Origin of the sequence: Sulfurospirillum arsenophilum NBRC 109478 (assembly GCF_000813345.1) — a bacterium.
Taxonomy (GTDB): Bacteria; Campylobacterota; Campylobacteria; order Campylobacterales; family Sulfurospirillaceae; genus Sulfurospirillum; species Sulfurospirillum arsenophilum.
In genome coordinates, this window is sequence record NZ_BBQF01000001.1 from 841,255 (window position 1) to 855,136 (window position 13,882).

Consider the following 13,882-nt stretch of genomic DNA (forward strand, 5'->3'; position numbering starts at 1 on the left):
AAGGTATTTATGTTTAACGAGTTTATCACCGAGCCAAAAATGCTCCAAAATCTAAACGATTTGGGCTATGTAGCCATGACACCGATCCAAAAAGCGTGTATTCCTTTAGCACTTGCTGGCCGTGACCTTGTCGCCAAAGCTAAAACAGGCAGTGGCAAGACTGCCGCGTTTGGATTACCGCTTTTGATGGCGTTACATGTAAACTCCATGCGCATCCAATCGGTCGTGCTTTGTCCCACGCGTGAGCTTGCCGAACAAGTGAGTGCAGAGCTTAGACGTTTGGCTCGTTTTGCCCATAACATCAAGATCGTTACGCTGTGTGGCGGTGCTCGTTTTGTACCTCAGTGCATCAACCTAGAACATGGTGCGCACATTGTGGTTGGAACACCTGGGCGTATTTTGCAACATTTACAAGAGAAGACTATCAACTTTGAGCATATTAAAACGCTCGTTCTCGATGAAGCCGACCGCATGCTCGACATGGGTTTTTACGAAGACATCGAGAAGATCATCGCCAAAATGCCAAGTAAGCGTCAAACCTTGCTGTTTTCTGCAACCTTCCCCAAAGAGATCGAGCGCATGTGTAACGAAGTGCAAAATGATGCCATTCGCATCAGCATCGAAGAAGAAGCACACACCTCTCCGAACATCACACAAGTATGCTACACCGTCGAACCACGCGAAAAAGAAGCAGCACTCAAAGGTGTTTTACTGGAAAGTGATGCCAAGTCGGTCATCATCTTTTGCAAAACGAAAATAGGAGTCGCCGAGCTTCAAGGTTATCTTTTGGATGAGGGTTTTGACGCACTTTCGTTGCATGGCGATTTAGAACAAATCGACCGTGACGAACACCTGCTTCTGTTCGCTAACGGCAGTGCGCAAATCCTCGTTGCGACCGACCTTGCTTCACGCGGGCTGGATGTCAAAGATGTCGAGATGGTCATCAACTACGAACTACCTCAAACGATGGAAATCTATACGCATAGAATTGGTCGAACAGGACGCATGGAAAAAGAGGGCATGGCAGTAAGCTTCGTCACACCAAGAGAAGAGGGTTTCTTTGAAGAACTCACAGAAGCCAATTTTGCCTTTACATGTAAATCCATAGGCGATTTGGACACAAAACTTTTCAAGCCTAAAAAAGCCCTTTACATCACGCTCTGCATTGATGCGGGCAAAAAGCACAAAATGCGCGCTGGTGACATCCTTGGAACTCTCACCAAAGACTTAGGCCTCGAAGCGAGAGTCATTGGAAAAATTGACATCTTAGAGAAGTTTTCTTATGTCGCGATAGCTCGAGAATACGCCGACAAAGCATTTGATGGGCTTTGTGCTACTACGATTAAAAATAGACGGTTTAAGATATGGAAATTGGGGTGAGTTTTTACATGTAAAGTGGTGAGAGTCTAACCTCTCACCGCTTTCAACCAATTATAAATCGTAGCCTTCGAGACATTTAAAACCGAACAGATATACCCCACGACATTGCGAATGGCAAAGATGCCTTCGCTCTCTAAAAAACACACCAACTCTTTTTTATCATCGCTTGAAAGACCCGAAAGGGCGATGTTTTTACTACTCAAATACTTTTCTATCGTCTCATCGGTATGTTCTCTCCAACTCTGTGAAAAAAGTACGGAAGGTTTAGGCGTAGTATCGTTTACATGTAAAAAGCCTTTAAGTGATTCGAACAGCGATGCAATCGGTTCTGTATTGTAGTTGATGCAGATCATCCCGATGGGTTTTTCATCTCCATCTCGCACGATGATGCTCACCGCTTTGAGGCGTTTGCCTTCACTGCTGGTTTTATCGTATGGTCCGACCCAGTTCTCTTTGATGCTGTTTAGGTCTTTGAGCTCACTGAGCATTGCATCACCGACGCGACGTTTGGAGAAGGCATTGACGATGTGGACGAGTTTTTTGGCTTCCAAGTCGTGCATGACGACTTCAACATTGGGGTAAAACAGTTTTCCGATAGCGTCACATAAAGTGACATAAGGTTTGAGTTCTTTTTTCATTCCTAAATTATAACACTAATTTAAAGATAATTTGTCTAATTTAGACTATAATTCTAAAAATTACCACAAGGAAAAAACATGGCAATCGGTTTTATAGGACTTGGAAATTTAGGTTCAGCTATCGCAAAACGACTTGAAAGTATGGGTGAAGAGGTAATCGTTTGGAATCGAACAAAAGCGAAAGCGGAAGCCAAAGGGTTTGTATGCGAAAGCTCACCCAAAGTTCTGATCGAAAAATGCGATACGGTACTCATGTGTCTGTTTGACTCTGATGGTGTACGAAATGTTCTTACGATGGATAACGGACTTTTAAGCGCAAACCTCAAAGGCAAAACCATCATCGACCTTACGACCAACCATTTCAATGATGTCATTGAGTTTCATGCTACGGTTGAAAAGCAGGGTGGAAATTACCTAGAATGCCCAGTGCTTGGTAGTGTAGTGCCTGCGAGTAAAGGTGAGCTCACGGCAGTATGCGCTGGGAAGGAGAGTGTATATCTTACATGTAAACCACTCCTTTCAAAATTTGCCTCCACCATTTTTCATCTGAAAGAGGCTGGATTTGCGGCAAAGATGAAACTTATCAATAACCTCTGCTTAGGTTCTTTTATGGCGACTATTGCCGAGTGTACAGCTCTTGGCGAAGCATGTGGCATTGATAAAAAAGAACTTTTAGAGATCTTGGGTGCAGGTGGCGGAAAGTCACTTGTTCTTGCTGCTAAAACACAAAAACTGATCGATGAGGACTTTAGCCCACATTTTAGCACTGCCGCGATCACGAAAGATTTGCATTGTCTGCAAGACTTGGCGTACAGTCTGAACCGTCCACTTTACACGGCAAGTGTCACCAAAGAGCTTTTTTCCAAAATGAAAATGATGGGAAAGGGTGATGAGGACTTTAGTTCGATCTATCAACTTTTCAAAGCGTAACACTTCAAGGGCGTTTTACATGTAAAGCGCCCATTTTTTGCAATTTATAAACTTCTGTGCTATACTTCACGTTACAAATTTTCTTAAAGGAGACCCGATGGCAACTTTTATATCCCATCAAACCATATACCAACCTCAGACAATAGCGCAATTTTCTAACGCATCTGTCCTCGTCGTCCTCCTCCTGAAGCTCCGTTAATACTTCACACCAACCCCTTTTATTTTCACTGTTAATTTTTAAATTGGCTTTTTAGCCCTGAGGATACCTCTACCTAATTAGCACAATTTATATCATTTTTCATTGTTGTTTTCTTGCAATGGCGCAAGATTTTTCTGCCTGATTTTAGGCACATTTGAGCATTTTGACTCATTATAATAACTAGGATAATACTATGCAAAATACACAAACTTTTAAAAAATACAAACCGTATCCATTGGTACATTTAGCACACCGTGAGTGGGCAAGTAACGTTATAACTGGGGCGCCCATTTGGGTTAGTACCGACTTACGTGATGGCAATCAAGCCCTTGTAGAGCCGATGAATGCGACCAAAAAATTGGCGTATTTTCAAAAATTGGTTGAGATGGGATTTAAAGAGATTGAGATCGCGTACCCGAGTGCTTCACAAACGGACTTTGACTTTTGCAGAACGTTGATCGAGCAAAACTTGATCCCTGATGATGTTAGGGTTGCAGTTTTGATGCCGTCCATTGAAAAACACATCAGAAGAACCTTTGAAGCGATGAGCGGGGCAAAAAAAGTAACGATGCACCTTTACAACCCAACCGCAGACAATCAGCGCAAAATAGTGTTTGACAAAAGCAAAGCGGAGATTATCGTTTTAGCAGTTGAGGGGACGCGCATCATCAAAGAAGAGGCAGCAAAATTCAAAGGCGATGTGATGTTTCAGTATTCACCCGAGAGCTTTTCTCAAACCGAGTTGGAGTTTGCGCGCGATGTGGTCAATGCAGTTATCAGCGAGTGGATGCCGACCAGAAATGCACCGATGGTTATCAACTTGCCGAACACCTTAGAGGCATGCACACCCAACATTTATGCCGATAGAATCGAGTGGATGAGTAAACAGATGTTGGAACGTGACGCGGTTATTTTGAGCGTTCATCCGCACAATGATAGAGGCACAGCCGTAGCGAGCGCTGAGATGGCGATATTGGCTGGAGCGCAAAGAGTTGAGGGGACATTGATGGGCAACGGCGAGAGAGCGGGCAATGTTGACTTGATCACGATGGCGTTCAACCTTTACTCTCAAGGGATTGACCCGATGTTGGATATTTATAACATTGATACGATTTTGCAGGAGATCATCACTTTGACACACAGCACGATTCCTCCCCGTCACCCTTATGTAGGCTCTATGATTTACACGGCTTTTTCTGGCACGCATCAGGATGCAATAAAGAAGGGTATGGAGTTTCAAAAGGTGGCGTTAGATGGCTATTGGCACGTACCGTACCTTGTGATCGACCCGAAGGATATCAAGCGAGATTACCGCGATGTGGTGCGCATCAACTCGCAGTCGGGTAAAAGTGGTGTGGCGTATGTGCTCAAAGAGTTTTACGGTATTGAGACGACCAAAGCGCTTCAGATCGAAATTGCCACAGAGGTTCAAAAGTTGTGCGATGAAAAAGGCATAGAGGTGAATGCTGAAGAGATTTTCAAAGTATTTCGTCAAATGTGCAAGCTATAAACATTTTACATGTAAAGGTTTTTGATGTGCATCAAAGCAAAATTTGATGTGTTGTATTAGAATGTGCAAAAAAGATCAAGGAGTGAGCGTAATGGCGAAAGTACTCTCGGTACAAGTGGGACGTGCGCAAACTTATGGTGATGCAGGGTCGAAAGATTTTTTAGAAAAAGAGTGGCGGAGTGCTTCCTTTAAAGAGGTGAGCGAAACACCTCTTTATGTCAGTTTCAGTGGTTTATCGGGTGATGAGGTCGCCGATAAAATACACCACGGTGGAGTAGACAAAGCCATTTTTGTTAACAGCTACGAAAACTATGCCCATTGGGCTTCGTTCTTAGGTCTCAAATATTTACCTTTTGGGGCATTGGCTGAGAATTTGACTATGACGGGTTTGCATGAAAGTAACGTTATATTGGGTGAAATTCACCAGATAGGCACGGCTCTCTTGCAAGTCTCTCAGCCACGCAAACCATGTTGGAAAATCTCACGAAGATGGAATCATAAAGCTTTTACCAATGAGATTTTTACCAGTGGACTTACAGGGTGGTACTATAAAGTGCTGCAAGAGGGCATCATTGGCACAGGCGATGAGATTCGAGTCATTAGGCAAGAAACCCCGCGGATTTCCATTTTAGAGGCGAATGAAGCCTTCTATGAGCCTGAGAAGTATCAACGCATGCTTGAAACAATTTTAGAGATACCCTCTCTGGCTAGCTCTTACAAAGAGAGCATTGTAAAACGGTTGAGTCATGAGAGTGACCTTGGGTATATGAAAACAGAGTAAGTTTAAAAAGATAATGTGTGATAAAATTTCCCCATCATTATTATGCGGGAGCTCTTGTTATGATTAGCATTGAATTTCTTATTACCTCTTTGATTGTTGTTCTAATTCCAGGCACTGGTGTTTTGTTTACCATCTCAACAGGGTTGGCACAAGGTCGAAAAGCCAGTGTTTATGCTGCTCTTGGATGCACAGCAGGCATTGTGCCCCATCTTTTGGCAACGATTTTTGGACTTGCTGCCATTATGCACACGAGTGCACTTGCGTTTGAAGTCTTAAAATTTGCAGGTGTTTTGTATCTGTTTTATCTTGCAATCATGACATGGAGAGATAAAAGTGGTTTTGAAGCTCAAGTTCTCTCCTCGCGTTCAAGTGCGCTCTCTTTGGCGACTAAAGCATTTTTACTCAACATCCTCAATCCAAAATTGACCATCTTTTTTTTGGCATTTTTACCGCAATTTGTTGCACCTGAAACGACATCACCACTGGGTGATATGTTGGTGTTAAGTGCCGTGTTTATGTTGATGACCTTTGTGGTGTTTGTTATTTATGGTCTTTTGGCGCATGGTTTTCGCCACAGTGTTATAGAATCTCATCGTGTTCAAACATGGTTAAGACGTGGTTTTGCTCTGACCTTTGCAGGACTTGGCATACAGCTGGCTTCTTCAACGCAGAAGTAATGAAGAACTTTACATGTAAAGCTCTTCATTGAGTGTGTTTATGCGGTTTTAAATTGTGAGAGTGTTAGGTTTAGTCCCTCAGAGAGTTTAGCCAAATGTTCTGCTGCAGAAGCGATCTCTTCTACGCTTCTTGCATTTGAATTTGAAATGGTGCTGATATTGCGAATACGTTCAATAACGTTGATGGCTTTTTCGCGTCCCAAGTTGGCTTCACTTGCCGTCTCTAGCGCGACTTCTTTGGCATTGTTCATGTTGGTGACGGTTGTGAGCATGAGCGTTTGAGTTGTTTCTGCACGATTTCCTAGGTGTTGTATCTCCGTAGCACTTTTGCGCATCATCTCAGAAGCTGTGCTGACAGATTGGACGATGACAGCAACGGTTGCATTACTCTCCACAAGACTTTTTTGCGTGCGTTCTGCAAGCTTTCGCACTTCATCGGCAACAACGGCAAATCCACGTCCATGTTCCCCCGCTCGTGCGGCTTCTATGGCAGCATTAAGCGCTAAAAGATTGGTCTGTTCTGCAATGTCTGCAATGACAGAGAGCACTTGTTTGACCTGTTCAACATCTTGGTCGAGGTGTTCCAGTCTTGATGAGAGGTCGGTTTGGTTAACCACTACATTTTTGAGTTCATCCGAAACAGAGAGAACTTCTTCTGAGGCATTGGCGAGTTCATCTGAAACCGTGGCTATGACTTGTCCTGATTGGTTAGAGCTTTTGGCACTTTGCTCTAGGATAGAGACCACCGCTTCGGTTGCTTGGGTTGTCTCTTCGATTTCACGTGCGGAATTCTCGGTACTTTTACCAATGTGAAGTGATGTGCTTGAGAGTTCTTCTGCCACAGCAGCATTTTCATGAGCGCCCTGTTTTGCTTCATCGATGGCTTTAGCAAGTTGCGCTAAAAGAGCATTGAAAATGCCCATCATATGAGCAATTTCATCGTTATCACCCGTTTCTATTTTATAGTGCAGATCTTTGTTCTGTGCAATGTATGCACAACCATCTGATGCTTTTTGAATGGAGAGGCGAATCTTACTGATAATAAATAAAAAGAGCAGTGTTACGATGATTGATAAGATGGTCGATGTGATGATACCTGTTATTTTTGCATTCTCTAAAATAGCAAATTCAGATTCTTGTACTTTTGTGGTGAGTTGATCGATCATCTCTTGAAGCTTAAAGTAGTGTTCCGCACCTTCCTCGCTTAGTTTTTTAAGTACTTGTCCATCTTTAGTGATTAAAAACTCTGGTGAATTCGTATTGTGCGTATGTTCTTTAATGATTTTAAAACGCGTTTCGTTGGCAGTTTTGTAATTCGTCGCTTCTTTGCGAATACTTTCTAATAATGCTAATTGTGTGGTGTCTGTTGTGGTTTTTTGAATGATATTCATATGCTCTATAAGGTCTTTATCTGTCTTGAAATAACCTTCAAAATTTTTGCTATCAAATGATAGTTGATATCCCCGTGCATACGTACCGAGCATAGCACTTAAAGCGCGAGCTTCTCCTATAGAATCAATCTTCGATGCGACTTTTTGCGCACCGCTCGTATTTGAAATAAGAAGATACGTTAAGCCTCCAGTGGTACCAAGAAAAATAACCAGTAAAAAGAGGAGTTTCGCCCTAATTGTCCTTAACATTTAATATCCTTTTGTGTAAAATCTCATAAAGCTAAGAGTATATAACTTAATCCTCTACATGCGCAATGTCCTATAGGACGTTGAAGTAAACTTTTTATAAAAGTAAACTCATGAAAAATTAAACTTGATAGGTAGTGTTTTGGAAGATTATGTGTAGTGTCAATATTGATAAATTGCATACTCGGATAAGAAATAACGTAAAAAAATTACGAGAAAAGAGGCATAAGAGTCAACTTGAAATGGCTTTAGCCATTGGTCATTCATCCGCAGCATTTTATGCAAAAGCAGAACTTGGCATACAAAATAAAAAGTTTAATATTGAACATCTTTGTAAAATTGCAGAGGTGTTAGAAGTGGATATTCGAGAGTTTTTTAAAGATTTATTTTAGTGAAGAAAGAGAGCTTTACATGTAAAGCTCTCACAGGATTTAAAAAAGCTCTTTGAGCGTTAATTGAACGGATACTTTTTTGGCAAGACCACGTTATTCTCAGATTAGAATTTATAACTGAGCGTAGCCATTGTAGCCGTGTTCAAATCTTTTTTTGTTAGTGGACTATCAGCGGCATCAGATAACAATTTATCAGCCGTGAGCATAACTTTAGCTTCCCAGTTTTTAGTTATCGAATAGAATGTATCAATCGAAACTCCAGCAGATTTCATTCCAGATTTTGCCTCATATTGGTTATAGCCAGAACGCATTGCTTGTGCTGGAGAAATGCCAAAATAACTTTGCATATGCTCTTCATCCGCCCATGTATTACCCGCGGCAACCTTTAATTTAAGCTGTTCTGTCAGTGAGAATGTCTTGCTTACCTCTAGTTTTGCCGTTGTGCCATATTCTTTATCTCCCTTTGAGATCTTTCCTGAAAGTTTCATAGGCCCAAAATCATATTCTCCAAGAAGATTGACTACGATTCCAGTATCAATATCGCCCATACCTCGTAGATTTTCTCTATCATCTTTTTCTTTCCTACCAAAAGATGGGCTTATTGAAGCACCGATTTTATAGTTTTTCTCATTAATGGGATAACTCCCGATTCCATTCCAATTTGCAAAAATCAAACCGTCTTTATACCTAGCTGAGATGTCAGGGATAAATACAGCATGGTAATTATCCGAACCTTCATATTTTGCTCTATACATCATGCCACCACCAAGTGTAAAAGCCCAGTTCTCCTCTGCAAATAGCGCAGAAGTAACCTGATCTGTTTGTATGGGTTCAGGACGATTTGGTATGTCTTTGCCAAAGGCATTGAGCGTAAATATTGCAATAAGTATAGTAAGACTCATAAATGAGATTGAACGTGAATTGTATGGCATAGTATAGCTCCTTTTAAGTGTGATTTACGTGTTTGGAAATATAGCTGATTATTATATTTTGCACATCGGTCTAAAGTATGAGATACAACAAATAATGACACATCAGACTTTAGACTGATGTCTTTTTTATAAAATTATTTTATAATGAAGGTATGAAAAATTTATTCAACTATTATCTGACTTTTATGAATCGTTTGTGGTGTCAGCTTGCGATAAGCTATGCGTTGCTTTCTTTTTTTGCCATCATCTTAATTGCCATAATGCTCAACAGCATCAACAATTACACTAATTTTCATACAGCCATTACGCTTGAAAATGTTGAAAGGATCATAGACAGTGAAGAGCTTATTGTTACACAAGCCATTCTTGATACGAATAACATCGAATGGTTAAACAAAGCTCGCAATAATATCCGTGAAAAATTGATAAACTTGGAGCAAGGGAGTGGTTCTTCAATTTACCGTATTACAAGCTCTAGCTCTCCAAAGGTGTATATTGAGATAATCGATAAAAATGGTTACCCTTTGATATCGGATTTTGATGATTTTTCAAAAGAAATATCACCCTATCTTAGCAAAATAAAAAGTCAGGACGCAATAAAAAACAGTGTTATATGGCTAGCAAAAAACGGAGCTATCTTAGCGGATAAGGAACTTATAAAGCATGACACTGAAGAACTCATCGGACATTTACGCATTGTGTATATTGCTGAATTTGATCCATGGATACAGTTTAAGAGTGTCATGATTTTTCTGTTTCACATATGGGGTAAGGTTTTATTGCTTTCGGTGCCGATAGGTATTATCTGTGGACTCATTGCATCTCGTTATGTAACGAAGCAATTGCAAAAAATGAATGAGATTACTGAAAGCTGGCGGCAAGGTAACTTTCAAAAGAAGATTTCTCTGCCAAATGATGATGTACTGATGCGGCATAGTGAACATCTTAATAACATGGCACGAGATTTGGAGATGTATCTGAATTTGAAACAAAATCTTGCCATAAGTGATGAGCGAAACCGTCTGGCGCGTGAACTTCACGATACGGTAAAACAGAAGCTCTTTGCTTTGGGTTTACAGATGGCAACCATCAAGACCAAGTCTGCCGCAATGGAAGTTGCTGGTGAACATATCTTTGAGGCAGAAGCTATCACTCGCGAAGCACAGCATGATCTCATGGAAATTATCACGCAACTGCACCCCATAGAAGGCAATAACACTTCATTATTTGAACGTATCGTTATGATTGCTGAAGATTTCAAGCGCCGTTTTGGCATAAGCATAGAACTAAAGTATTCTGAATTTCTCCAGTGTAATACGTATACGGAGCATCATATTTTACGCATTGTTCAAGAATCGCTAATCAATGCAGTGCGCCATGGTAAGGCGTCTAAGATCGTGATTGCAAGTGAAAGACACTCCGAGACTATTACCCTTACGATCATCGATAACGGAGTAGGCTTTATGACTGAGCAAAAAACAGGAGGACTTGGGCTTATTTCCATGCACGAGCGCGTACAAGAACTGATAGATGGAACATTTGACATTAAAAGCACCGTAGGTGTGGGAACTCAAATCACCCTTTCATGGAGAAATGAATCATGACTGAAAAAATTACACTTATTCTTGCTGATGACCATGCAATGGTTCGCAAAGGGCTAACAGCTTTTCTTTCCACTGCTGAGGATATTCAAGTGATGGCTGTTGTGGAATCTGGTATGGAAGCTGTGAGTGCTGCGATGCAATATGCACCTGATGTTGTATTGCTTGACCTATTTATGCCAGATAAACCAGCCGTTGATACGATACGGCAGATTAAAAAAGTGAGTCCTCGTAGCCAGATTATCATGGTAACTTCACATGAAGGCGATGAATACGTGGTGCCAACAACACAAGCAGGAGCTATTTCTTATATACTCAAAGATACAACACCAGAAGACCTTATTTGTACCGTGCGGAAAGCGGCACGCGGAGAAAGTATCATAAGTCCGCGTGTAGCAAAAGCACTCGAAAAAGTTGTTGCAACAAAAATGGAAGATGAACAGTTCCATGAGGATTTAACAAGTCGCGAAATGGAAGTGTTGCATTATATTGCAGAAGGATCGTCGAATATGGATATTGCAACGCATCTGAATATTTCAGAAAAAACTGTAAAATCGCATGTCAGCAATATCCTAAGTAAACTCTATTTAACGGATCGAACCAAAGTTGCGGTATATGCATGGCGTCAGGGGCTTGTAAAGAGATAAGATAGATTTTATCTTACCCCTTTACAAATGTCACGCTTAATCAGCCAATAACTCTTTAGCATAAGCAAAGTAATAATGACGTCCATTTGCACTGGTTTCTTTGTTCGCTAAGATGATAAGACCTTGGGCTTTATGCTGTTTAACAGCCTTATTGTTGCTCTCTACTGCTAAAATAATATCTGCTAATTCAATAGCCCATTGTGCATCTTTTTTCTTCAAAGCGTCTTGTATTGCAACAATCACAGCTTTTTTCCCACCCATAAGTGCGAGGGTTTTTTGGGCATGCTCTTTTGCTGGTAAAGGATGTATTTTTGTTGGGTTTCCATCAAACCACCCAATGTAGCCAGTAAATATACCCCTGATAGTCCACTCAACCGTTCCATAATATTCACCAAGGTAAGGAAGTTTAGCCCATTTTTCGGGCAATTTAACCACTTCAGCGACTTGGTCTATACTCAAACCTTGATTGATAGATTTGAGTGTTTCGTTAAAGACAAACTCAATAGCATCATGGTAATTGGTGAGAATTTCTTTAACATTAGACTCTCCCATAAGTGGACGCGTATGCCCTGGTAAGACGTACTTGGCATTATACGAGAGCATTTTTTCTAACGTATCAATCCATGCACTTATATCACGATATTGTCCTCCACGAATGGGAGAAATATTTGGCCAGCAACCATAATAATTATCGCCACTGAAAAGAACTTTGTAGGAAGGTAACCAAATCAGTAAATGATCATCTGTCTCACCAAGAACGCCATTTAGTTCAAAAGTAACACCATCAATTTCACGTACTACTTTTCGCTCAGTAATGATAGTAGTTGGTGCAACAAAAAGTTGTCTATCTCCTTGTTTCGTGGTGATGCCTTCACGGATGCCAATGCCCTGAGAGAGCGCTTCTTCATCGCTTAACTGATAGCCATGTTGCCTGATGCTTCGTAGATCAAAGACCTCTTTTAATGCATTCATTTTCCCTAAAATAGGTTTTATAGGTGCTGATGCAATAATTTCTGGCTGAGTATCCATAAAAACCCCAGCTCCTCCACGATGATCGGGATGCCCATGGGTATAAATGATCGTTTTTACAGGCTTATTGGTATGCTCTGCAATAATTTTCTTCAACATCATCGCTCTTGATTCCGAATCAAGTGTATCAATTAAAATAACCGATGTATCACCAATGATAAAGCTTGCATTACTATGTGCATATCCCATGACATGATAGACTTTATTTGGGATGATCTCTGTGACTTGCTTTGGATAGGCTGTCGATGAAAACGCTTTTAAGGATTGTTCATCGACAGTATTTTTGATTGATTCGGATGCTGCAAACAGACTACTAGCCATAATGGCTAAAGTGCATAAGAGAGCATATTTCATATCTTTACCTTTTAGATATTTAGTGTTAAGTGTATTCTAGCCTGCCCACTTTTTCTCATAAGGGGTTAAAAAAGCTCTTTGAGCGTTAATTGAACAGTTTTAAGCATCTCTTTACGCATCGCATCATCACTCGTAGAAATTCCTCCAAAGAAGAGATGATCTAGTGTTTTAGCACCACAAAACCCAAAAATTCCCTCATCAGTTGTTTGCTTTAGACTTTTTGTCATTCCTGACGCATCATAGTACGCATTTGGCGTGCCTTGCGTGGTAATCATAAGAGCTTTTTTATCTGAAAGTAATCCTTCGACAGTACCTTCTTTGGTGTATTGGTAAGCAAAACCGTACGCAAAAACACGATCAATATAGCCTTTTAAAATTGCAGGCATCCCCGTCCACCAAAGAGGGTAGATGAGGGTGATGGCATCGGCATTTTTGATGTACGCTTGTTCGGTTTCAATATCGTCTGGCGTATTACCACTGCGTAATTCTTTAAAATCTAGAGGGCAAAGAACAGGGTTAAATCCAAGTGCATAGAGGTCTCTCACCACAACGCTGTGTCCTTTGCTCTCAAGCGAACTGATCGCATTTTCTAAAATGGCATGATTGAAGCTATCCTCAAAGGGATGAGCATAAACGATAAGATGATTCATAATAACTCCTTTTAGTTTTATATCTAACTATTTTTGGTTTAAAAAAACTACTTCAGATTGTGCATGATCTTTTCCAAAATAGGATCGACCACATTCATCTGCTCTTCTGAAATCCCTTGAAAAATTTTAGTGTTCAGACTTTGCGAAATCTCTTGAAAATCTTTCTCAAACGCCTTGCCTTGTTCGGTTAAACGAATGTAGGTTACGCGGCTATCTGTGTCACTTTTCTCTTTGAGCACATAGCCTAAAGTAACCAGTTTATCGACCAGTACAGTGATAGTTGGTTTGCTACGATGGATTTTTTCCGCAAGCTCTTTCATTGTAATATTCTCATGACTGTAAAGAAATGACAATATACCGCCATGTGATGGCACGATGCCATAGATGCCTCGTTTTTCAAGTTCTTGAATAATGAAGCGATGGGCTTTGTCTGAAATTCTGCTGATGCGTGCAATAGTAATTCTAGGTTTCATGAGGAGTATTATAGTTAGATGTCTAACAAAAGTCAAGAGGAAAAAAGAAATT

General features: G+C 40.7%; 14 protein-coding genes. 8 read left to right on the forward strand and 6 right to left on the reverse strand.

Annotated elements, in window-relative coordinates:
* The first annotated feature begins 9 nt into the window (after positions 1-9).
* Positions 10-1,380 (forward strand): ATP-dependent RNA helicase DbpA, encoded by a 1,371-nt coding sequence (gene dbpA / locus SAR02S_RS04160; protein WP_041957325.1) that lies wholly within the window; start codon positions 10-12, stop codon positions 1,378-1,380.
* A gap of 26 nt (positions 1,381-1,406) precedes the next feature.
* Here the strand turns inward: dbpA and SAR02S_RS04165 are convergent, their stop codons facing one another.
* Positions 1,407-2,018, reverse strand: coding sequence for a helix-turn-helix transcriptional regulator (locus SAR02S_RS04165; protein WP_041957128.1), 612 nt, complete (start codon positions 2,016-2,018; stop codon positions 1,407-1,409).
* 78 nt (positions 2,019-2,096) lie between these two features.
* Here SAR02S_RS04165 and SAR02S_RS04170 point away from each other — a divergent pair, with 78 nt between their 5' ends.
* The 4 genes from SAR02S_RS04170 to SAR02S_RS04185 all read left to right on the forward strand — a co-directional run bounded on the left by SAR02S_RS04170 (position 2,097) and on the right by SAR02S_RS04185 (position 6,115).
* Positions 2,097-2,948 carry an NAD(P)-dependent oxidoreductase gene (locus SAR02S_RS04170; RefSeq protein ID WP_041957130.1) on the forward strand — a complete coding sequence of 284 codons (852 nt, stop codon included), beginning with the start codon at positions 2,097-2,099 and terminating at the stop codon, positions 2,946-2,948.
* A gap of 392 nt (positions 2,949-3,340) precedes the next feature.
* The gene (locus SAR02S_RS04175; protein ID WP_052433521.1) at positions 3,341-4,657 is read left to right on the forward strand and encodes a 2-isopropylmalate synthase; all 1,317 of its coding nucleotides are present in this window, start codon (positions 3,341-3,343) and stop codon (positions 4,655-4,657) included.
* Between the two features lie 91 nt (positions 4,658-4,748).
* Complete coding sequence (locus SAR02S_RS04180) at positions 4,749-5,438, forward strand: MOSC domain-containing protein (RefSeq protein WP_041957131.1); 690 nt, start codon at positions 4,749-4,751, stop codon at positions 5,436-5,438.
* A 17-nt stretch (positions 5,439-5,455) separates the two neighbouring features.
* Entirely contained in the window at positions 5,456-6,115 is a 660-nt protein-coding gene (locus SAR02S_RS04185) for a LysE family translocator (protein WP_232293983.1), read from the forward strand.
* 38 nt (positions 6,116-6,153) lie between these two features.
* Here SAR02S_RS04185 and SAR02S_RS04190 read toward each other — a convergent pair whose 3' ends face one another.
* Complete coding sequence (locus tag SAR02S_RS04190) at positions 6,154-7,755, reverse strand: methyl-accepting chemotaxis protein (protein WP_041957133.1); 1,602 nt, start codon at positions 7,753-7,755, stop codon at positions 6,154-6,156.
* Positions 7,756-7,904: 149 nt separating this feature from the next.
* Here SAR02S_RS04190 and SAR02S_RS04195 point away from each other — a divergent pair, with 149 nt between their 5' ends.
* Entirely contained in the window at positions 7,905-8,144 is a 240-nt protein-coding gene (locus tag SAR02S_RS04195; RefSeq protein WP_041957134.1) for a helix-turn-helix domain-containing protein, read from the forward strand.
* A gap of 104 nt (positions 8,145-8,248) precedes the next feature.
* Here the strand turns inward: SAR02S_RS04195 and SAR02S_RS04200 are convergent, their stop codons facing one another.
* Positions 8,249-9,076, reverse strand: a complete 828-nt coding sequence (locus SAR02S_RS04200) for a MipA/OmpV family protein (RefSeq protein WP_052433522.1) — start codon at positions 9,074-9,076, stop codon at positions 8,249-8,251.
* Positions 9,077-9,228: 152 nt separating this feature from the next.
* Here SAR02S_RS04200 and SAR02S_RS04205 point away from each other — a divergent pair, with 152 nt between their 5' ends.
* Together SAR02S_RS04205 and SAR02S_RS04210 are read left to right on the forward strand one after the other, a co-directional pair.
* Positions 9,229-10,680, forward strand: coding sequence for a sensor histidine kinase (locus SAR02S_RS04205; protein ID WP_084218442.1), 1,452 nt, complete (start codon positions 9,229-9,231; stop codon positions 10,678-10,680).
* The gene (locus tag SAR02S_RS04210; RefSeq protein WP_041957136.1) at positions 10,677-11,324 is read left to right on the forward strand and encodes a response regulator; all 648 of its coding nucleotides are present in this window, start codon (positions 10,677-10,679) and stop codon (positions 11,322-11,324) included. The genes SAR02S_RS04205 and SAR02S_RS04210 overlap by 4 nt, the downstream gene beginning before the upstream one ends.
* Before the next feature lie 36 nt (positions 11,325-11,360).
* Here SAR02S_RS04210 and SAR02S_RS04215 read toward each other — a convergent pair whose 3' ends face one another.
* The 3 genes from SAR02S_RS04215 to SAR02S_RS04225 form a co-directional block, all read right to left on the reverse strand.
* Complete coding sequence (locus SAR02S_RS04215) at positions 11,361-12,707, reverse strand: alkyl/aryl-sulfatase (protein ID WP_198133070.1); 1,347 nt, start codon at positions 12,705-12,707, stop codon at positions 11,361-11,363.
* Between the two features lie 65 nt (positions 12,708-12,772).
* The gene (locus SAR02S_RS04220) at positions 12,773-13,357 is read right to left on the reverse strand and encodes an NAD(P)H-dependent oxidoreductase (protein ID WP_041957137.1); all 585 of its coding nucleotides are present in this window, start codon (positions 13,355-13,357) and stop codon (positions 12,773-12,775) included.
* A gap of 47 nt (positions 13,358-13,404) precedes the next feature.
* A complete protein-coding gene (locus SAR02S_RS04225) occupies positions 13,405-13,830 on the reverse strand; it encodes a MarR family winged helix-turn-helix transcriptional regulator (protein ID WP_041957139.1) in 426 nt (141 codons plus the stop codon).
* Positions 13,831-13,882 lie beyond the last annotated feature (52 nt).